Here is a 23,524-nt window from a genome sequence, read left to right as displayed (position 1 = left end):
ATAAAATTATTTGAAATTTAAAAATATTTTATTGTATTTTATAATTTTCATACATATTTTCCTAATAATAATACATATTTTCCTAATAATTAAGGTGTTATAATATAAAACATTGAAAAATTTTTTTATTTACATTTTTTATATTATAGTTTTAACAATAAGTTAGGAGGTTAAAAATGAATATTAATAATAAAAATAATAACAAAAACGAAAGTAAAAAAATAAAAAAGTTTAATAAAGGAGGAGCTATTGCTATTGCAACAGTATTATCTACAACACTAATTACTCCACTTTCAGTTCATGCTGAAGGATTAAATAATAGTGTGAATAGCACTAGTAATAGTATAGAAAATAATAACATAGATCATGTAAAAGTTGTAAATGAAATATCTAAAGGGGATATTGTTAAATTTGGAATTATTCATAGTAAAAATCTAAAAGATATAAAAATAATTAATAGCGAAGGATATATCAATGGTAAAGACTATACATACGCACCTATAGATAACAATTTATTAACTTTAAATATTAAAAAAAATATTAGTAATTTTAATGAAGCAATAAACAACTTTAAGATAGAAGGTATAAATAAAAATAATAACAAAAAAATTGAAATACCATTATCTCTTTCAAAATTACCTGAAATAAATTTAAGCACAACTAATGTAGAAAGTCCAGTAAGTTTAATTTTGAAATGTACAAGTACAAGCTCTAAAGAAAATATTTCAACTACTACAGGAGCTAATACTACAGATGTTATGTATAGAATATCTTATCAATTTAGATCTAACACAGGAAAATATTATAAAATAACAAATGTAAAAATAGTTCCAAACTATAAAATAGCTTATAATAATCCAAATGATATGAAGTATAAAAACTATTTAAACGAAGCTTTAAAATCACTTAATGATAATTTTTATTCTTTTAATACAACTATGGGAATCAGTAATTTTGATAGTACAAGCACTGGAGTTATGATTCTAGAATCAAATTATATAAAATCTGACTATAACACACATTTAGAAGGTACAGCAACTGTTTATTATACTATAGATGGTAAGCAATATAAAGAGAATGTATCTTTACCAAACGCTAAATTATTTGGAGGATATAAAAATGTTGTACAACAACCAAAATTGTATTATGGTGGTCAAGATAAGAAAAATAATGCAAAGTATGTTTCTGTAAGCATACAAAATCCTTTAACTAATTTAAAATATTATTATATTCCTTCACAATACATGATTGGTAATCCAATATTAAATATAACTGCAAGTGGTGGTGCAATATTATCAATAAATCCACAATATGCAAATGATATTAAATACTTAGGAAATAATAATTATCAATTAACTAATAAACTATATAATAGTTTATTAAATAGTTCTGGACTAAATTTATTTGAAGTATCAAATCCACATCCTGAAAAAACGCTACAGACTGATATTTCTATAAATGGTTGTAATTATAATTTCCCTAATATAAAATTTGATTCAAGTGCTACTTTAGGTAATGCCAATTTAAATCTAACATTTACGCCAGAAATAGGAGAGTATGCAATAAATAAGCATCTTACAGTAACAGGTTATTCAAATAATAATGATCAATGTATGCTTATGAGTGGGAAAACTACAAATAAAAATTTAAATAATTTAAATAAAAATTATAATTTATATTCAGTAATAATGGGTTATTCTCCTTTATTGTTAAAAATGAATTCAACTAAATTCATAAATCCAAACTACAGATATGTAAGTTACCCTGATGATTATATGCTTAACACTCAATACTACTACATTGAAAATGAGCAAAGTGGAATATATACAAAAGATGAAATAAATAATAGAATATATGATATTGTAACTGGAAAATCTGTTAGTGGAGTAACAGTTTATAGCGGACAACAGCTTATTGATATGGCTAACAGTGGAAAGCAATTACCTAACATTTATATGGTCATTGCTAAAGGTACATCTATATCAGATGTGGCTACAACAGGAGTTGCAAATATGGCACTAGGAATTACTCCTTCAAATTATGCAGATTATATATTAGTTGGACAAGCAAAAACTGATATGCATAACAGCACATTATATAAAGGATGGGATAAGCTAACAGATACAAATAGAGATAGTATAGTAAAAGACAATAACAAGTTAGAAGGATTTGTATTAGGAGGTATAGTAGATTCATATACAGGTGAAAATCAAGGTACTACAGAAACATTTGGACCTAGCAATGTTATGACTCAAACAAATCAATCATCAGCTATTATGTTTAATGATGTTAGAGGACCAGGGATAGATACTTCATCAGCTATGGTATCTCAATTAGGCATTGATCCTATTTATACTTTTAGTGGTCCAAATGGATATACTACATTTAATATGACTCCTGAAGAATTTTATAAGCCAACAACATATTCTCTATATTCAGATTATAAACTAAATCCAGGAAATAATGCTGATGGTGCTTATTATACTTTTAATATAGGAAATAATACTTTCACAAAAGATAGCTATATGGAATTCATTTATAAAGACAAATCTAATAATATAAAACATTTCAACGTTCCATTATCAGAATTTAGTAGAGATAGCTCTGGAGATTATTATTATCCATTAAGTAAATTGCCAGATTTTAAATCTTTTAATATAGAAATTATTAATTATGATCCACAACCTTCATTATTGCATATACAATTTACAACAAAAGAACCTGAGATTAATCAAAAATATTATTGTGGCATATTAACTGAAAGTGGATTAAAAAATGGACTAGTTAATACATTAACTGCTATAAATATAAATAATTCTTATATAAATAATTATATGATAAATATAAATAATAGAATGTACAATGAGTATCAATATTATGGAAGTGATCCTCAAGTTACAAACACTAATGTAAGTATTAATTCTCTAGCAAATAATAGTTGTTTTCAGAAGGTTACTAATGTAAATAGAGAAAATAACACTTTTACAATTAATAATTCAATTAAAAATAACTCTGGTTTAGCAACAAATTACTATGCAATTGGAAGAATACCAAGCAATAGAATTAAAAGTTTAGCTAGTGCTTATGGTTATAATGGAATTGGAAGAGATACTTATAGCACAATGGAATCAATAAATATACAAAATGGAACTGAAGTTTATTTAATACCTAAGACCTTAGAAAGTAAATATAATGATATTTTAAATACTCAAAGTATAAGTTCATTATCTAATCTTTCTAAATTAATTAAAGAAAATAATTCAGGATTAGTGAAGTATAAATCAGGAATGAGTTTAAATGACTATATAGGATATATTGTTAAATCTCAATTAATAAATCCTGGTAAAGAATTTAATTTCAATATTGGTATAAAGTGTAATGGAGTATTGAAAAATGAAAAAAATACAATGTATAGTGGATTTAAATATTATGATTCTGAACATAATTATGGGTCAATTTCTCCTATTCAAGAATTAAATTTACAAGATATATTCAAAAATAAAGTTATAGATAGTTTAATTCAAAGCACTAAAAATGGAGAAGAGCTTTCAGGAGTTAAATATGAAGTGCAATTTGAAAACGGAAAAACAGTTACTGTAACATCAGATAAGAATGGTTCTGTTAATATACCAACAGGTATTATTAAGAAAGTAAATATTGTAAGTGTTCCTTATGGCTGGAAAGTAGATTCAAATAAATTAGATACTGTAAATAATGAAAATGAAATATCAACAACTGATAAAGTAGTGTTATCTAAGTTAAATACTATAGTAAATGTTAGTGCTACTTGCAATAATCAAGATGTAAGCGGAGTTACATTTGATTTAGGTAAAGATGGAGATATGACAACTTCAAATAAAGATGTTAGTAAAACATTTGATTACAATTCAGTAAATTCAGCTAGTATTAAAACTATACCAGCAGGTTACAAAGCTGATGGAAATATATCAATAACAAGAACTACTGATAAAGATGGAAATCAAGTTATAAATATAGTTCAAAAATTAACTAAGATACCTAAAAACTCTATAACAGTTAGTATGGTTAATTCAAAAGGTGATGTAATAGTAAAACCACAAACAGTTACAGATTATGATGGTTCTAAAGTATTAGTCCCAAGTATATCAGTACCAAATGGATATAAATTAGTTAATATTACTGATAATGGACAAGTAATAGATAAATTACCATCTTCAATTACAAATAAAAATCAAAACATTGTGTATCATGTAATAAAAGAAAATACTAGCTTAACAATTAAATATATGTACAATGGGCAAGAAATAGGTGAGCCAGTTAATAAAGAAATAGCAACAGGTTCAATTATAAATAATAACTATATAAATGCTCCAAGTGGATATAAGGTAGATAACATTACTTTTGATGGAAAAACAGTAAAAGATAATATATTAAATGAAAAAGCATCTGTAGATCCTAATATAGTTATAGTTAATTTATCTAAATTAAAAGAAACAGTAAATGTATCAGCAATGTGTGATGGCAAAGAAGTGCCTAATGTAGTTATAAATGTAAATGGAAAAAATTTAACTACTTCTACAGGCGTAATATCCGAAAATATTCCATATGGCAGCTTTAAGGATGCTAAAGTTTCTAATATACCAAATGGTTATGAACTAAATGGTAATATTACTATTAATAAAACTGTTGATAAAGATGGTAATATTACAATAAATGTTATTCAAAATTTAAAGAAATTAGCAAAAGGTACAGTTACTACAATCGTAAAAGATACTAATGGTAATATTATAGATGCAGAAAAGAGTTATACAGGATATGAAAACACTAAAGATACAGCAGTAGTACCAACTATTCCACAAGGCTATAAAGTTATATCAATAACTAATAATAATATTAAATGTGATGGACTACCTAAATACTTTAATAGCTCTACTCAAAATATTGTAATAACAGTTAATAAAGAACAATTTAATGTTACAACAAAAGTTATTGATGAAAGTAATCATGTTATAGTACCAAGTAAAACTACAAAAGTTGATTATGGCTCAGGAGTTGATAAATTAATTCCAGCAGTTCCAAATGGATATAAATTAATAAAATATGTATGTAACAATAAAGATTACAGTAATATAAATGAAATACCTAAAACAGTAACTTCAAATGATAATATAACTGTAATTGTTCAAAAAATTGAAAAGGGAACTATAAATGTAGAAGTAAAAGAGTTAAATAATAGTACTCCTATATCTACTAAAACTTATACTGGAGATGTAAATTCAAAAGATACTGCAACTGTACCTAATATACCTAAAGGATATAGAATTGTATCAATAACTAACAATGGTCAAAAAGTAAATGGATTACCACAAGAATTTACAAAAGAAACTCAAAATGTAGTTTATCAAATTGAAAAAATACCAACTCCAGTTCAAAATACAAAATTAACTATTAAAGTAGAGAATATGCAAGGGCAAGAAATAGAAGCACCTATAAATAAAGAAATTAAAGTAGGAAGTAAATTAGATAATAATTATATGCCTTCAATTCCAGCTAAATATAAAATTGTAAATGTAGAAACTGATAATACAAATACTGGATTAAATATAAATGGTATTGCTAAAAATGGTGAAAATACAATCATAATAAAAGTTGAAAATAAAGTAATAAAAGAACCAGTTAGCGTTACTGTAAAAGATGGAAATAGTATATTAATTCCTACTATAACTAAAGAAGTTAACAAAGGAACTGTACTAAATGGAAGCTTTATTCCTAATATCCCTACAGGATATAAAGTTGATTCTATATATGTTAATAATTCTAATGAAGGTACTTCATTAAACGGAGAAGTAAATGGACCAACAAATATAATAGTTAATGTAAGTAAAATAGTAAAAGGTTCTATAAATGTTACAGTTAAAGATATAAATAATAATATTATAGTTCCAACTAAATCAGCTACAGGAGAAAAAGGAAGTAAAGACACATTAAATGCTCCTATTATACCATCTGGATATAAAATAGTTAGCATAACTGATAATGGTAAAGTTGTAGATGGAATGCCAAAAGAATTTACTGGAGAAACTCAATCAATAATCTATACAGTTAAAAAAATCAACACAAAAGTAACAACAGAAGTTATAACACAAAGTGGACAAGTAGTTACTCCAAAAAATAGTTTTGATGTCCCAACAGGAACTTCAATTAATAGCTTAGTTCCTAATGCTCCAAGCCAATATAAAGTTGTTGGTGTTAAAGTTAATGGTAAGGAATTTACTTCTAAGGCTGATGTTACAGGAATAACAAATGGTACAACAGAAAATATAATTGTAATTGTCAATAAAGTAGTTAAACCTGTTGAAAAAGAAGGAAAGGTAATAGTAGAAGTTCAAGGAGCTAATGGAAATATTATTGTTCCAGCAGTTTCAACAACAGGGGTATCTGGAACAGCAGATAAATCATCTATACCTTCAATTCCAGTAGGTTATAAGTTAGACTATATAACTAATAATGGTCAAAAGGTCAATGGATTGCCTGAAAAATATAATGATGGTACACAAACTATAATCTATCATGTAAGTAAAATAGTTAATAAATCTACTATATCAATAGTAACTAAATCTACTGATGGAAAAATATTAGTAGGAGAAAGTTCCGTTAGTGGAGTTCCTGGAACACCTACTGCATTAGGATTAGATATACCAAGTGGATATCACTTAGTTAAAATTATTGATAATGGAAAAGAAATTAAATCTCTTCCACAAAAATTTAATAATGAAAATCAAAATATAGAAATAATAGCAGAAAAGAATAAAGATAATATAATAAAACCAGTTAATAATACACCAAACAATATACCAACAACTAATAAACCAAATATAAGCAACAATAATTCAAATAATAGTCCTATAACTATAAGTCATAATAATAAAACAAATAATAATACTGCTAATATTAATGAAGATCAAAATCCAAAAACAGGAGATACTTCTGAACTACCTTTTGCATTAGGAATTTTAGCTGCTTTAGGAGCATTAATCGGAATAAATGTTAAAAAGAAAAAAACATCAACTGAAAAGATAGATAATTAATTTAGAATATAGAGGGAATTTTATTAATAATAAAACTCCCTCTTATTATATTAAATACAGATAAGATATAATTATAAATAAATTAATAATTATGAAAACTATAAAAAATAATTTATATACTAAAAGAACAGGAGTATCAAAATGCTTATAATCTGTTTGATTTTATCATATGTTTGTTTAATTGTAGCTTTTATAGCTGCATCATGTAAAGACGAATTATATGAAGCAACTATAAAACTTGATATAATAATTTTTTCATTACAAATATTATCAGCTTTATTTTGTTTACCAGTAACTTTTGGCTCAACTTCTGAAATGTTTTGTCTTATTATATTGATTTGTTATACATTATGTGGAATATATAGTATTGCAATAATATTTGATTCAGAAGGAGCTTTACGTTTTATTATTGCAATAGTTATATATGTTGGAGTATATAACTTTGTTGTATATATAATTCCTAATATTAACTCAAATGGTTATTATGTATTTATTTTTACTTATCTTATTATAATTGGAATTAAATTAATTTTTTCAATTATTAAATATTCAATCCAAAATAAAAAATATAAAGATAAGGAGAATAAAAAATATGAATTTAAAGAAAAATATAATGAGCTTGTAACAGAAGCTAATAATAAGATTAATACAAGTTTTATAAATCAAAATTATGAAGATTTGTGGCTAACTAATGATAATGCCATTAAATATTTAGATAAAGTACATTCAAATTTAGTCATTGTAAATGAAGCAATAAATAAAAGTATAGAGGACAAGGTGTTTTATAAGGGAGTGCCTCAATATATAAATTCTAGTATTGAAACTCTTTTTAATAAGATTGAAGAAGATACAAAAAGTGCTAATAATGAACTAAAAATACTAAGTCTAGGTATGAATGGAGAAGAATTAGTAAATAAAATTATAAATACTCATAAATATATAGAAAATTTACCTAATTTAATTATAAAAGATAATGATGGACAAAGAGTTGAATGTGATAATATTTTAATCACTGATAAAGGTATTTTTATTTTAGAAGTAAAAAACTACGAAAGCTCTGGGAATTTTACTCTTAAAATAGATACTAGCGGAAAATGGGAAAGAATCTATAAATCAAAGGCTTATGTTATGGATAGTCCTGTAGCTCAAAATAGTAGGCATATAGGAATAATAAAGAATATTTTATTTGATAATAATATAAGTGTCCCTGTATATGGAATAATAGTAATATCTAATGATACTGTTGATATAATTAATAATTCTAATAGTATAGTTGTTAGAGCAGGTTCCTTAATGGATACTATTAATAATTTAAAAGGGGAAGTTCTTTTAAATATAGATGAAAGAAAAAATATTTATAATTTATTTAATGGAATGAGAAAAGAGGAGGTTAAACATCCATTTAAAAATTATACTTTATATAATGATTATCTTAACGATATATTATCTTTGATTAACTTAAATAATGAATATAGAGAAAATGTAGTTAAATTATATAATGAAGTATTTCCTGATAATAAGTAACATAAGTTAATTTTTATTATTATTTTATAATATGTATATAAAACTCATTACTAAAATTATTAGTAGTGAGTTTTATTTTTATATTTGATTAAATATAAAAATAATATAATCTAATCTTTATTAAAATATCTATATATATCTAAAACTTTAGATAGACATTTACTAATTTTTTTAACAATCAGATTATTCATTGATAGTACCTCCAAAATAATTTTTAAGTAAACATTTTCAAAGATATTATAACATTAGTATATAACTTATACAAAATTAATAAATAAAAAAGCCATTCATTTTTAAATAAATGACTTTTTTATTTTTCGAGAACGAATTGAAAATTTTATAAAAGGCTAAGTATAAATACTTATTTATATATTATGAAAAAAATTAAAAGTTATACTCAGTAATTATGGACTAGACAAAGGTAAATTTTAGTAATATACTATATATAGTAGCTTAAAGTCGATGATTAATATCTTTTCTTGGATCTACCAAATGGTAGGTCTTTTTTTATACTAATTTTGCTAAATTTTAAATTAATCCCCCTTTTAAAAATATAAAAAATATTATAAATTAAACACATATTGACATAATTTATTACTTAATTTATACTACTCAATGCAAAATGATATTCTTTTTATAGAGTATCTCCCTATATTCTTAAAGCCATTATTATTAAAGTGCCAATAATTAATATAATGGCTTTATAATTATTACATAAATAAAAGAGCCTAATATTAGGCTCTTTTTATATTTGACTTTAATTTAGCTATGTCTTTCCAGTTACTAGCTGTTATAACTTCTACATTACAAATATCTTCTTTTATAGCTTCTACATTTCCACTTATACTTGATATTTGATGAATTAAATTATCATGCTCAGCCTTATTTACTTCTGCTAAATTTTCTAAAGCTTTAAGTATGTGTGTATTTTCATTAACCTGTGTTTTAATGTCTTTAACTTCATTTTCAATTTTATCAATTTTAGTATCAATTTTTTTTAGTAATTCTAAAATTTCTTTTTCCATATCAATAAGCTCCTTGATATTATTTATTTTCTTTTATTATATTATAAACTGTACCTACACTGCAATTAAACATTTTTTGTACTACTCAATACATAAACAGATTTTAATTCATCTAATTTATCTATAACACTAGTTTTAAATTCAGTTAAATCTGCTGTTTGGTCAAAGACCCCATCTAATTCTTTTTCCATATCAATACTCTCCTTGATATTATTTATTTTTTTATTATATTACAACCTGTACCTACACTGCAATTAAACATTTTTGTACTACTCAATACAAAATGATATTTTATTCTTAAAGCTATTATTATTAAAGTGTAGATACTTAATTATAATTAATTTATATTAATTTTATATAGTTGAAAAGACTAAAATAATTATAGATTTAAATAATGAAAATTATACTTATTTATATGCATATATTTGAATTATAAATAATGAAATAAATGTTAAAATATGATATAATTATATGGTAAGGAAAATTTATTTTAGTTTTTTAATCATCTCCTTATAATCTGTTAAATAAATATTCCCAACATGGGTATAAACAAGTGATTATCAAAGGTTATAACAGATTAGGAGATGATAAAATGATAGACTATACTGCTATTATAATAACAGCAATTATAATGATTTCATTAATTGTTATAACTAAAATTGTTGTTAGTAGTGATAAGGAAAATAAAGTAAGATTTAGACATAATAAAAATTTAAAAGATAAAAAGTCAAATGCAACTTTTGAAATAGATAGTATATCAAAAAACCATAGTAATAAAAAAAATAAGTAATATTTACGGGCATAAATATTACTTAAAAAAACATTTTTATTACAATTTTAAAAACTACCTTTGAAACAATCGATTGTTTCTATACCCTTATTATACCACGAAATTAAAAAAAATAAACTTTTTTAGAAATAAATCAATTATATTGATTTATTTTTTTATTTATAATAAAAGAAAACAAAGCGATATTTAGAGAATAAATCACAATCAAATATAACTTTTGAAATAGAGAGTATAATAAACAAAAAAATAAGTAATATTTACTGCAATAAATATTACCTATTAAAAATATTTTTTAAAATTCTGTTCTTGAAAACAATTATTCGTTTCTATACCCTTATTATACCATGAAATTAAAAAAAATAAACTTTAAAATGTGAGTTTTTAGGTGAAAGTGATAATATTTGAATATACTTAACTAATTTTATGCAGGTCTAATTATATGTACTAAAATGCAACTTTTGAAACAGATAGTATATCAAAAACAATAGTAATAAAAAATAAGTAATATTTACTCGCCGTAAATATTACTTATTAATAAAAATTTTTAAAACCCTGTTCTTGCAAACAATAACTTGTTTCTATAATATTATTATACCACTATAAAAAATAAAATATTTTATAAATAAATAGATTATATTGATGTGAAGAAGATTATATTTATAAAATTAGAACTGCTAAATGAAAAGATGTATAATAATTACAAATAAAAAGTTTAAGAGCTGAATGAGGTGGAATTAATGGAGAAACCTAAATTAGTGGAAACAGCACATGCTATTTTAAATTATATTGATAGTTATACATTAGAGTATGGATATTCTCCAACAATTAGAGAAATAGGAAAAGCCATAGGGCTAAAGTCAACAGCTGCGGTCTACAAACATATTCAGAGATTAATAAGAGATGGATACTTATATAAAAATCATACATGCCCTAGAACATTAGTTGTGAATAAGAATCCTAATGATTTATTGCGGGATTTCTTATATAGAAATGATTTTAGATATAAAGTTGAAAATTCTAAAATAATTATAGATTTGAAATAATTATTATAAGTATTTCATTAATGTATATACCAAAACTAATTAAAGATAGATTGGAAAAACAAGAAATAATATATAATAAATACTACTTAAGAACATTCTGGTTATCATTATAAATTAGATACAGAAATTAATGGAGCAACTATATGAAAGATTGGAGGATTAAAGAGATGGATAAAGAAATAACATTAGAAGATGTAAAAGAATTTATAAGGAAATATGGATATAAGTATTCTATGGAAATTCGTAAAGAATTAGATAATATAAGAACAATATCTGATGAAGATATAGAAAATGAATTAAATAGACATTATGATTTATATAAAAAGTTGGGTGATATGTAATGAGAACTATAATTTTAAGAAAAGCTGATATGATAGGTTCATTTGGTTATAATGGCAGATTGAAAAACTTAGAAGAGTTAGATGAAAAAGCATTAGGGACTGGAATAGAAATAGTAATAGTTAATAATATAGAAAATTACAAAGAATATTATCCGATTGAATATGTAAAAAAAGAAGAAGGATTTATAGAAAAGTTTAATGAATTATATTCTAAATCAGAAAAGCTAACTCTAACAGAATATATTTTAAAGAAAATAGAAAAGTATAAAAATAAATTAAATGAAATTTAAATAGATATCAAAAAGAAAATTTATAAAAATAGGAGTATAATTATGGAAGAACCTATGAGGAAAATAAAAAAGGAAATCGACGGTATTTATTATATATAAGAAAATGAAGAGTTTTATGAAAAATCATATTACAAAAGATAAAAAATACATTTATTTTAAAAATAAGGAGGAGATAAAATGAATAGAAAGAATAAAGTATTAATATTAATAAGTATAATATCAATAGTTATAATTTCTTTATTTGCTAGTTATTTTATGGGAACAAATATAAGATCTCTAATTATACTAGATGTAGTATTGCTAATGATAATGTCTATATTTATGATTATATATATGCTTATTAATGTTGTTAAAATGATTAGTATATTACGCATAGTAAAAAATATGTTCACAGAAAAAGAGATAGAAGATGCAAGAAATAAATGAATCATAAATAATTAAATTAAAGATATGCTTATTTTAAAATGAAAAAAAGCTAGAGAAGTTAATAATAGAAGATGAAAAATTATTTAAATTAAAAGAAAAATTTAAATGACAAAAAATGTATTAGTATTATTACTGATACATTTTTTTGTTTAAAATAAAAAATATAATTAATGGTATAAGTGATGGGATAACAATCAATAAAACCTTTATATTACTTACACAAATTTTGAAAATAAGTATATCTAAAATATAAAAAATATAGAAAATAATTTGAGATAGATATATTAAATCATATTTATTTATAGTAAATGAAAAGTAATTTTTATATATTTTAAAAGAAAGAGTAAAGCTAATTAAAATAAAAATTAAAAAAGAAATATTCATACTGATAATATATCCATAAAATATTGTTAATACTGCTGATAAAATTAGAATTAAAATTGTGACAATAAAAAATATATTATATTTTTTCATATATACCTCCTTTTTGGAAATGAAAATTAATTAACTAAATAAATTATACAATTCATTTAACAACAGCAGCAAATTATTCTAAAGAGATATTTCTACAATTAAGTAATATTTGTAATGCTTCAACAGTTAAAATTTTTTTGTTATTTTCTATTTTACTTATTGTAGATTGTGATATACTACTCAATAGTGAAAAATTTTTAAAATTAATATTATTTAGCTAATAAGGAGGATTATAATTATTATGATATATAGGACCTTACTTAATCCGCAAATAGATATTGTATTTAAAGAGATATTTGGGTCAGAAAAGAATAAACCTATATTAATAAATTTTTTAAATGCAGTAATTAAACCAACAAATCCAATACAAGAAGTTGAAATAAGAAACAATGATATAGATAAAGAGTATTTAGAAAGTAAATTTAGTAGGTTAGATATAAAAGCAACCACTAATAATAAAGAACATATAAATATAGAAATCCAGATAAAAAATGAATATAACATGATACAAAGAACCTTATATTATTGGAGTAAAATGTATTCTGAACAGATACAAAATAGAGAAAATTATAATAAGCTAGAAAGAACAGTTTGTATAAATATATTGAACTTTAAATATTTAGATAATGATAAATATCATAATGTATATAGATTGAAGGAAATAACAACAAATGAAGAATTAACAAACCTTCAGGAAATACATTTTATAGAATTGCCTAAATTTACTGAAATAGGTAATAAAGAAGAAATAGAAGATATAGAAAAAATAGATTCATTAGAAAGATGGTTAGAGTTTTTAATAGAACCTGAGAGTAATACTGTAAGACAGTTAGAATTAAGTGATGAAGCTATAAAACAAGCAAAAACAGAGTTGTATAGATTAAGTATGGATAGTAAAGAAAGAGAAATGTATTATATGAGGGAAAAAGCTATATATGATGAAATTTCAGCTTTAGAAAATGCAGAAAAAAAAGGACTTGAAAAAGGAATAGAACAAAGTAAAAAGGAAGTAGCTAAAAGTTTATTATTAGAAAATATTGAAATAGAAGTAATATCTAAATCTACAGGACTTACTAAAGAGGAAATAATAAAAATAAAAGAAAATTTATAAATATTCTTTTGAAGGAGCAGAAGATAAAATTAAACCAGTTTAGAAAGGGAAACTTTTTAAACTGGTTTTTTAATTAGTATATTATAATCTATTAAGTTGAAATTATCTATAATTGGACTTATATATAATATTTATTAGTAAATATTTTCTTTATAAATAAATTTTTCCTACAAGTTATGTTACTATTATTTATAGAATTAAGATGAAAAAAGGGGATTACAAATGATTAAAAAAAATAAATTAAATTGGTTAATTGTATTTCAAATAATTTTTATAGTTATTATTATACAAGGATTTATTAAAAATAATACAGGATATGATAAAGTTAATAATATAATTTTAGGTATAATTGTTATTCTTATATCATGTATCTATTTATATATAGCAAAGATTTTTTGGATGTTAAAAAAGTATAATATATATAAAGCATTTACAATATTGAATATTTTATATGTAATAAATATTTAAGGGAATTTTATTAAAGAGATATTGAATATTGAAATAAACCGCAATTTAATCCAATCTGCAATAATAGTATTATTTTTGATTGGAAATATTGTTTTAATTAGTATATATAATAAAAATGTACAAGCTCTTAAAGAGAATTAAAAAATTATTCTAATGATAAGATAAGTTAAGGCGGCGAATAATATGTATTGTGGCTTTTGTGGTAAGGAATTAGATAAAGGTGTTTTAATTTGTCCAGAGTAAAGAATAGGGTGGTAATGAATTTATAAAACTAAGATAATTAAAGTAGCAAACAAAAGAAAGGACGGATTAAAATGAATACTATTTACATAAGAGAAGTTATTTTATTAGGAATAGTCATAATAATTATGCTGATTATTTTAGGTATATATACAGTGAGTTATAGAAAATTATTAATAAGAAAAATTAAAACTTCATTAGAAGAAATGGTATTTATACACAATGGAATTTTTTTGAATAATGATAGTGATAGTGAAAACAAAGATGCATTAGAGAAAATTGAAATTATAGTTAAATTTTTAGGAAATGATTTAGAGAAATATCAACATTATGAGATTAATAATGAACAATTAGAGCTAAGTTTTAGTAAATCGCAAATTTTATGGGATGAACTATTTACAACATATCCATGGATATATGAGTATGGTTTATATAATGGAGGCACAGCAGATTATCCAGAACATTTGATAACATATAGACGTATAAAAAAACAAAATAAAATAATTGATAGAGAAAAGAAAGGTAAATAGTGAATATTTACCTTTCTTTTAATTTGATTTAGTGCTTGTACTGGAATACCTAGTATTAATTGTGATATTTTATAAGGAATAAAATTATTATGAAACTTAAAGTATACAATAAAAACCAGTTTATAAAGATGTTCTCTTCTAAACTGGTTTTTTTGTATATAAAAAATATTATCAATAAGTTATTAAAATAAAATTTATGCTTCACCATATGAATCTGCAAAATATAAGAAACCTACTTTTTTAACTTTAAAATTATTAATTAGAAAACCTTCTCTGTAAGTAGCATTAGTACCTGTAAATGTATATATTTTTGAGTTATCTTTCTCTAAAATATCTTTATCTAAGTTATGTTGAAACTCATTGAATACAATATCACCTTTAAAAAATTCTAAAAAATATCCATCAAAAAGTAACTTGGTTCTAATTGATAGAGAAGGTGTTGAATGAAGAGCAATGAATATTGCAATAATAGCAATAATAATTCCTAAAATATTTAGATACTTATTATTTAAAAATTTTTTCATATTATCTCCTTTAAAATAAGATTTACAATATAATTGTTTAAAAAAGCAAAGAGTTATAATTCTTTGCTTTTTTATTTATTGAACACATTTAATTAATGCCAAAATTTAATATATCTTATTTTTGTAAATGTTTTTGTAGGATATGCATTTGCTAAAGGAAAATCTTTTCTATCTGTAGTATGAGCTGTATAATTCCATGCTCCTGAACTTGATTTAGATGTTAAAATCATAGAGTGAGACCATTGAGCTTTACCACTATTATATAATTGTACAACATCTCCAACTCTAGCACTTGAACTTGAAGTTCCTCCATATGTGTATCCATTATCATTTATATATTTAAAGAAATTAGGAACTACAGTCCAGTTTTTATGTCCATTATACCAATATGCTGAACCAGGGACTCCACCTGCATAAACAGATTGAGAAACGAAATTTTGGCAATCATTATCAGGATAATAATTAAAACCAGGGTTTTTAGAAAATGCCCATTTTCTAGCATATGCAACAGCAGAACTTGCGTTATATCCAGAGTATCTACTATTTGGGTTTCTTTCTTCTACTTCATTATTATCATTAGTAATAACTTCTTTTGCATAATTATCTATATTTTTATTTAATTCATCTATATGAACATTTTCTTCTGATAATCTTTTATCATAATTTTCAAAAAGTTCTTCATTTGATTTAGTTTTAGCTTCAGCTTGTTCAGTTATATCTATATCATCAACTATATCAATCATCTTATTTATAGTAAATTTCCCGTTATTATCTTTAATTTTAAACTTATGAGGCTCATTTCTACTTTCTGATAATTCTGATGAAGTTTCATCTACATAAAAATTAATACTATATGAAGCATCAACCATATAAGTATTATTATCAGTCTTATAAACATTGTTTATTTTTACATCAGAGTTGAAATCTTTTATTTTTAAATTAACTTTTTCATACCATTTTGATTTAAAAACATTTTTTTTTGTTATATAGGTTTAGTAAATCCTTATTACTTATTAAATCTTGTCCACTTCTAGATTTCCAATCAGTCATTATGTGATACTCCGAATCTAAAGTAGTCTTTATTAAATCTTCGATTGGATTTAATATTTTTAAATCCGTTATTTTTGTACTTGCGGATGCAACTTTAACATTTGATGACATTATTCCAGTAGTTAAAACTCCACATAACATAATACTTAATACTGATCTAATTATTTTTTTCTCATAAATATTTTCCCCCACCCTTATTGGTTTTAAATTTAACAATTTTATTATACAAAATTACGAATAATTTGCAAATAAAGTAAATAAAACTTAAATTAGGGTTTTTTGTTAATTTTATTTAATCTATAATGAAAATTTAATGTATGATAAAAATATACTACATTTTAATAGTGGAATTAGCCCCACTATATATTAGAAGCTGATAGAGGGATTTTATTATATATAAGAAAAGGAAGATTTTTATTAAAAAGCATAGTTCAAAAGATAAAAAATATTAAATGAAAAATTTCAAAAAATTAGAATAAAAAAAAGAAGCAATGATTATAAATAAAAAATTCCAGAAAATAAAAAAATAAATTAGATATTAGCTATTTTTATTATTGTATTAATGATAACTTTGATAGGTTTAAGAAATTCAATAAATAAGTTATTTGATCCACATCCTATTGAAAATTTTTTATGTAAAATTAATTGAGTAGTAGCAATTATTTTAGTGATAATATTTTAGATCGATAAATTTAGTAAAAAATATTGAAACTACGCATACTAAAGAATAAATCGAGGAAACAAGACGTAAAAAGCATTAAAATTATTTTAAAATAAAAAGCTTAGATAACTTTATGTTATTTTATTCAAGTATTATTAACAAAAAATATAAATAATAATAATTGCTATATGGCAAATTATTACTATATAATGATTGTTAGATGATAATTGGTTAATGTATAATTATTCATTTAGTAAATAAATGGGAGGAAAGTTACAATAATTATATATTTTTTATATATTATAGTGATAAGAGAATATGATAAGAAAGAAATTTATAGCAATATTAATGGGTGCAGCAATGACTACAACAATCGTATCACCTGCAATCCCAGTGGCTGCACAAACTAATACTAGTCAAAATCAAGAAAAAAAGGAAATAAATAATCAGAGTAAATATTTAAAGTTACATATTAATAATTCTGATAATAAATATTCAAAATTAAATTACAAAAAAGAAGTTAAAAAATCAGTTGAAGTTAATTCTGATAAAGATAATAATAACTTAAGACATGATGTAGAAAGTAATAAATTAGAAAATAAAAAAATAAATAGCTTTGCTAAACTTTCAACATCTGAAAAAAATCCAGTAGATCAAGCATCTATTAAGCTTGAAAATGTTTGGAATTGGAATATTGGAGTATTATCTTTTAATTCTAGTGAAAAAAAGATTATTTTTACTCCAGGTGGTTCTGAAACAAATCCTTATGCAAATGCAAAAGAAACCCTATTTAAGATTTCTTTAGTAAACTCAAATGGATTAGTAACTAGAGAAGTAAGTATAAATGGTAGTGAGTATCCAGAAAAAGCTATATCTGAGGCATTCAATAATTTATCTTTTAATTATGGGGATAAGCTTTTAATAACATATGTTAATTCATCATCAAAAATTTATGCGACAGGACTAATTAACAATAACTCTAAAGAGTATAAAGTAGATAAAACAACAGCATTTAGTATAGAACCTAATGGAATTAGTATATTTAATAATCAAAAACTAACTGTTAATCCACTTCAAATAGAAGGAGCTAAAAATTTAGTAACTGATTGTACGGTAACAGGACAAACTGTTCCAGAATCAGAAGTTACAGTACTTGTTGATGGAAAAACATTTACAACTAAATCAAATTATATTGGAAACTTTTCAGTTCCTATAAATGATGAAAATGGTCTAAAGAGTAGTACAGCTATAACTGTTTGTGCAACAGGCCAGATTCCAGTAACGGTTTATCCAACAGCAATACCTAATCTTGGAATTGATAAAGCTAAGGTTTATACAATTTATAATTGTAAATTAACACAAGAAGGTTTAACATTCAACACAACTACTTTAAAGGCAAATATTAGTGAAACTGGAACAAATCAGTTTTCAGCAAACCTTATTGAAAATGGAAAGCCAATAGATAAATCTGAAACAGCTTATTTTAATGGATTTTCTGGAGCGTCAAATTTAAAAAATGTTGATTTTAAATATGGAGATATATTAAGTGTATATCAGACAAATCAGTCTAAAATAGACTGGGGAAATGTAAATGTTAATACTGGCACAAGTGTTAAGACATTAAATCCAGATGAGTTTGGATATTATGAGATAACACCTAATGGATTAGTACCTGTATCTAATAAAAATTTAACTGTTAATCAACCATATTATAATGGAGGAGGAAGTGTTGATATTTCAGGTAAGACAACTCCTAATACTAATGTTACAGTTAGTGCAGGAAGCTATTCTACAACTGTTCGTTCAAATTCAGCAGGTGAGTATACAGCAATTATTCCACAAAATGATATTAGCGTTGGTGATGTAGTATCTGTTTATGTTAATAATAAAAATTTTAAACAGATAATATATCGTTATTCAAAAAATTACGCTTTAGGAACAAATAAAATTCAAGTTTCAAATTATTATGGTCAACCAATTTTTTATGTAGGCTTTAATGCAAAAGATTTAAAATTTATAGCAGCAAAAAATATAACTTATTATAATTACAGTGGGGGACAACAAACTGGTAATAGAGTTGGAACTTTCTATAGTAATAATTTAGATTTTAAGCTTATAAACCATATAACAGGAGATATTATTTATAATTTTACTACTAATAAATTAAATGATAGTAGTTCTTTTGTAAATGAAATTAATGGGAAAACTTATAATGTTGGAGATATTTTAGAGGTTTCTTATAATCCAAATCTTTTAAACATTGATGTAACTAGTAATAATATTAATATTGGAAGTAAAGGAAGCAATAATCAATACTTTGAAATTACAAATAAAGGACTTGTAAATATAAGCAATAAATTTATAGAAATAAATCCAATTAATATTCTAGGTACTAATAAAACAACTATAAATATCACTGGAAAGGTTAAACCTAATAGTGAGGTAAATATTAAAGTCGGAAATAATATTTTTAAAGGTGAGTCAAATTCTAGTGGAAATTTTAGCATACCAATAAATGTAGTAAATGGTTTTGAGCCAACTACTAATATAGTTGTAAGTTCAGATGGATATATACCTACTAATGTGAATTTGGGATATGATGGTAAAGTAAATATACAAAATAGCCATATAAACTTTTATAACCAAGGGTCACCATCAGCAATTCAATCAAGTATTGGTTTTAATCCTGAAAATATGCAATTTACGGTACAAAATTATGTAAGCTCTTTTGGTAAAGGAAACGAAAATTACTTTACTTTTGGCTTTTATAATGCAGATGGAACACCTATTATAGAACCGACAGCTATTAAAAATGGATCAACATCAGTTTTAGCAAACTTATTAAGCGGTAAATCTTTCAAATATGGAGATGTTATAAGTATTTCATATAACCCTAAAATTTCTATACCTGTGGCACTTAATAATCAAACTGTTTTAGCCAATATAAATGGTTCTACAGAATATTTTGAAATTACGAAGGAAGGACTTGTTAAAGTCAACTTTGGTGAAAAAATTTATACAAACGAGGTTAATTGGAATGGAACAAATTTAGAATTAAATATTACCCCTTCTATTGGAAATAATTTAACTATTGAAAATAGCGTTGCTGAAATATTGGATTCTTCAAATACAGTTATAGCAAGTTCAAATATTTCTAATGGAAATGTAGAATTTACAAGTTCTCAATTATCCAAACTTACAAATCAAAAAGATTATAAGTTTGAAGTAAAAATAAACAACAAGCAGCTTCCTATATATGTAAATTCAAATATTCCTAGTAGTTCAATGTATAAATTATTTACAAATGCAAATAATCAACTTTCTATATCTTTAAATCATTTAAATTATAATATAGAAGATTCCAATGCTATAGCTTCTTATAGTAAGAAAGTTAATGATGGGGTTGTAGGGACCATAACAAATAATGACTCAATAGTTAATACACTTAATAACCGAAAGGCAATGAATGATGTAATTACCAATGCTTTTATAAATAGATTTGGAATATCAAATCTTCAAAAGTTTTATAATGAAAGCACAGAAAATGCAAACTTTATAAACTGGGTACTTAATAATGATGTAGGAATGAGTGAATATTTACAAGCCACTAATATAGGTGAAGCTAATATTGATAGTCTTCAGATTTGGTCAGATATATGGAATGAATATACAAACTCACACACTGGATTTAATTTAAAACTTGCAATCGCAACATCAATTGCAAATGAAACAACAATTCATGATTGTTTTAATGGTAAGCCTGTAGGAAGTCCTGTAGAGAGATATAATATATTTGAAAATTTAAATAGTGATGGTGGAATGGTTAAAGGCTTTGAGACCTTAAATGTTAAGCTTTTAGAAGCAGTTGTAGATGTTCCTATTACAAATTCACAGATTATAGAGATGAGAAGCTTACTTCTTCAAAATCACAATAATCTTATTAGTTCTAATAGCCTTCCTTCAACAGATTATACTATAAATTATACTTTTAACAATCCTTATAATGGCGCAACTATATTTGGAAATTGGAAAAAGTTTTATGGAGAAAATGAAACAGTTGCAGATGTATTTAAAATAGGTGGAGTTTGTGGAGCTATATCAAGACTTGGATCTGTTGCATGTAGAGTATTTGGACAACCAGCTCATCAGATGGGAGAACCTGGTCATGATGCATTTTATACTTATGACATACAAAATCACCAATGGTATTCTCAATATGGAGAAACAACAGTTGCAAATGCTACAGGATTTGATGTTAGTCATTGGTCAGATGGACTTGCATTAAATGGTAATATAGTAACTTATAATGCACTATATACTGCCGCTAATAATAAAAATCTTATTGAGTCAAATCAATATTTATGGATGGCGAACTCTACTATGTCATATAATTTAAAATTACAAGCAATAAATAATGCTATTCAAGCTCAACCATTAAATGTTGAAGCATGGCTTGCAAAAATTAATTTATTAAATAGTAATCCAAATGTTACAGCCAATGATTATATAAATCTTTATAATCAGTTAATAAGTGCATTAAAAGATTATCCAGAGCCAATGTTTGATTTGCTTGTTAAATTTAACAAACATATGATACAGGTTGCTACAAGTACAGAATATAATAACTTTGTAAAAGATGTTACAAGAGTGCTTCAAGAGGCTGAGAATAGCAATGATGCAAGTACAAGAACTCAAGCAAATAGAATATTAACAGATGGTTATATGACAAAGTATGGATTTACTTTTGATCAGCCAAAATCACTTGGTCAAATTAATATTAATACTTGGCAAAAAAATGTACCAACAGATGCAATTATTTTTAAAGATAATGGAAAAATAGATGTTAATGCCAATCATTGGTGGATTGGGTCTAGTTGGAGTAATAAAATTAACATTAATATATTTGATGACAATATGAATCCAAAATTAAATATACAAGATGGAGGTACAGATTTTGGTACAGGTAAAATTTATAGCACTTTTAATAATCTACAGTTCAAAATTGGTGATATTATAGAAATTAATTATAATCCTGGACAAAATTCACATGGATATTTGTCTTTAGGCAATATGAATTTATCAACAAAAAATATTCCAGATATAGTAGCTATTCAAATTACTAAAAATGGACTTAAAGTTTTAGATGGAGAATATACAGCTCCTGATGGAAAGATGTATAATTTCTATACTGGATTTAAAAATACGAAATATGGAACGAAATATTATATTTTTGGTGTTCCTCAGATAGGAATGCAAACAATAAATAACAAGGAATATTATTTTAATCAAGATGGAATAATGCAAACAGGCCTTCAAACAATAAATAATAATGGGTATTACTTTAATCAAGCTGGAGTAATGCAAACAGGTTGGCAGACAATAGACGGAGAAAAATATTATTTTGGTGTTAATGGGAAAGCTATGCCAGGATATCAAACTATTAATGGAACCAAATATCTTTTTGCAAATAATGGATTAGAAATACAAAACATAATTCCAGATTCTGATATGAAGGTAAGCTCATATTCAACTGAACAAAATAATACAACTTATTCAGCTAATAATATTATTGATGGAAATCTTAATAATAACTGGCAAAATGTATGGAATCACAGTGATAAAAATCCATATATAACAATTGAACTTAATCATATTTATAATTTAAAGACTTTATTGTGTTTCCCAAGACAAGATGGTTCATCAAATGGAAATATTGAAAAGTATAAAATACTTGTTAGTACAGATGGAAAAGACTTTAGACAAGTAGCTCAAGGAAATTGGGTATATTCAAATTCTAAAGAACCACAATTTGTTAATCTTAATGGAGTTAAAGCTAAGTATATAAAAATTGAAAGTGAGAAGGGCGTATTTAATTTAGCAACTATTGCTGAGGTTATTTTAAGTGGAACTTCTACTGAAACAGTAAATAAAACAGAGCTTTCAAATGAATTAGGTAAAGC

The 23,524-nt window shown here is 24.0% G+C and carries 17 protein-coding genes; 11 read left to right on the top strand and 6 right to left on the bottom strand.

Going from position 1 to position 23,524, the window contains the following annotated elements; all coding sequences use genetic code 11:
- The first annotated feature begins 176 nt into the window (after positions 1-176).
- Both HMPREF1092_RS15485 and HMPREF1092_RS15480 read left to right on the top strand, forming a co-directional pair.
- Positions 177-7,067: a hypothetical protein gene (locus HMPREF1092_RS15485; protein ID WP_002599625.1), complete on the top strand. Its 6,891-nt coding sequence runs from the start codon at positions 177-179 to the stop codon at positions 7,065-7,067.
- Between the two features lie 141 nt (positions 7,068-7,208).
- On the top strand, positions 7,209-8,591 hold the full coding sequence (locus tag HMPREF1092_RS15480) for a nuclease-related domain-containing protein (RefSeq protein ID WP_002599624.1): 1,383 nt from the start codon (positions 7,209-7,211) through the stop codon (positions 8,589-8,591).
- 734 nt (positions 8,592-9,325) lie between these two features.
- Here HMPREF1092_RS15480 and HMPREF1092_RS15475 read toward each other — a convergent pair.
- Both HMPREF1092_RS15475 and HMPREF1092_RS17715 read right to left on the bottom strand, forming a co-directional pair.
- Positions 9,326-9,616, bottom strand: coding sequence for a hypothetical protein (locus HMPREF1092_RS15475; RefSeq protein ID WP_002599623.1), 291 nt, complete (start codon positions 9,614-9,616; stop codon positions 9,326-9,328).
- Between the two features lie 65 nt (positions 9,617-9,681).
- Positions 9,682-9,807, bottom strand: a complete 126-nt coding sequence (locus HMPREF1092_RS17715; RefSeq protein ID WP_002599622.1) for a hypothetical protein — start codon at positions 9,805-9,807, stop codon at positions 9,682-9,684.
- Positions 9,808-10,208: 401 nt separating this feature from the next.
- On the opposite strand from HMPREF1092_RS17715, the gene HMPREF1092_RS15470 reads away from it, so the two are divergent.
- From HMPREF1092_RS15470 to HMPREF1092_RS15455, 5 genes are all read left to right on the top strand, one after another.
- A complete protein-coding gene (locus tag HMPREF1092_RS15470; RefSeq protein WP_002599621.1) occupies positions 10,209-10,406 on the top strand; it encodes a hypothetical protein in 198 nt (65 codons plus the stop codon).
- A gap of 737 nt (positions 10,407-11,143) precedes the next feature.
- The gene (locus HMPREF1092_RS16650) at positions 11,144-11,449 is read left to right on the top strand and encodes a LexA family protein (protein ID WP_002599620.1); all 306 of its coding nucleotides are present in this window, start codon (positions 11,144-11,146) and stop codon (positions 11,447-11,449) included.
- 143 nt (positions 11,450-11,592) lie between these two features.
- Positions 11,593-11,790: a hypothetical protein gene (locus tag HMPREF1092_RS16855; protein WP_002599619.1), complete on the top strand. Its 198-nt coding sequence runs from the start codon at positions 11,593-11,595 to the stop codon at positions 11,788-11,790.
- Positions 11,790-12,080 (top strand): DUF6718 family protein, encoded by a 291-nt coding sequence (locus HMPREF1092_RS15460; RefSeq protein ID WP_002599618.1) that lies wholly within the window; start codon positions 11,790-11,792, stop codon positions 12,078-12,080. The genes HMPREF1092_RS16855 and HMPREF1092_RS15460 overlap by 1 nt, the downstream gene beginning before the upstream one ends.
- Positions 12,081-12,257: 177 nt before the next feature.
- Positions 12,258-12,506, top strand: coding sequence for a hypothetical protein (locus tag HMPREF1092_RS15455; RefSeq protein ID WP_002599617.1), 249 nt, complete (start codon positions 12,258-12,260; stop codon positions 12,504-12,506).
- A 547-nt stretch (positions 12,507-13,053) separates the two neighbouring features.
- Here HMPREF1092_RS15455 and HMPREF1092_RS17825 read toward each other — a convergent pair.
- Positions 13,054-13,164, bottom strand: a complete 111-nt coding sequence (locus HMPREF1092_RS17825) for a helix-turn-helix domain-containing protein (protein ID WP_186003726.1) — start codon at positions 13,162-13,164, stop codon at positions 13,054-13,056.
- 57 nt (positions 13,165-13,221) lie between these two features.
- Here HMPREF1092_RS17825 and HMPREF1092_RS15445 point away from each other — a divergent pair, with 57 nt between their 5' ends.
- From HMPREF1092_RS15445 to HMPREF1092_RS15435, 3 genes are all read left to right on the top strand, one after another.
- Positions 13,222-14,091, top strand: a complete 870-nt coding sequence (locus tag HMPREF1092_RS15445; RefSeq protein ID WP_002599615.1) for an Rpn family recombination-promoting nuclease/putative transposase — start codon at positions 13,222-13,224, stop codon at positions 14,089-14,091.
- Positions 14,092-14,313: 222 nt separating this feature from the next.
- Positions 14,314-14,559, top strand: coding sequence for a hypothetical protein (locus HMPREF1092_RS15440; RefSeq protein WP_002599614.1), 246 nt, complete (start codon positions 14,314-14,316; stop codon positions 14,557-14,559).
- 314 nt (positions 14,560-14,873) lie between these two features.
- Positions 14,874-15,329 carry a hypothetical protein gene (locus tag HMPREF1092_RS15435; RefSeq protein ID WP_002599613.1) on the top strand — a complete coding sequence of 152 codons (456 nt, stop codon included), beginning with the start codon at positions 14,874-14,876 and terminating at the stop codon, positions 15,327-15,329.
- A gap of 194 nt (positions 15,330-15,523) precedes the next feature.
- On the opposite strand, the gene HMPREF1092_RS15430 is transcribed toward HMPREF1092_RS15435, so the two are convergent.
- The 3 genes from HMPREF1092_RS15430 to HMPREF1092_RS15420 form a co-directional block, all read right to left on the bottom strand.
- Entirely contained in the window at positions 15,524-15,853 is a 330-nt protein-coding gene (locus tag HMPREF1092_RS15430) for a hypothetical protein (RefSeq protein ID WP_002599612.1), read from the bottom strand.
- A gap of 92 nt (positions 15,854-15,945) precedes the next feature.
- Positions 15,946-16,722: an amidase domain-containing protein gene (locus tag HMPREF1092_RS15425; protein ID WP_002599611.1), complete on the bottom strand. Its 777-nt coding sequence runs from the start codon at positions 16,720-16,722 to the stop codon at positions 15,946-15,948.
- A gap of 94 nt (positions 16,723-16,816) precedes the next feature.
- A complete protein-coding gene (locus HMPREF1092_RS15420; RefSeq protein WP_002599610.1) occupies positions 16,817-17,095 on the bottom strand; it encodes a hypothetical protein in 279 nt (92 codons plus the stop codon).
- A gap of 787 nt (positions 17,096-17,882) precedes the next feature.
- On the opposite strand from HMPREF1092_RS15420, the gene HMPREF1092_RS15415 reads away from it, so the two are divergent.
- The coding region (locus HMPREF1092_RS15415; protein ID WP_002599609.1) for a discoidin domain-containing protein at positions 17,883-23,524 on the top strand (5,642 nt) is incomplete at its 3' end.

The organism is Clostridium thermobutyricum (assembly GCF_000371465.1).
Taxonomy (GTDB): domain Bacteria; phylum Bacillota; class Clostridia; order Clostridiales; family Clostridiaceae; genus Clostridium; species Clostridium thermobutyricum.
This window is presented reverse-complemented; position numbering and strand designations above follow the sequence as displayed.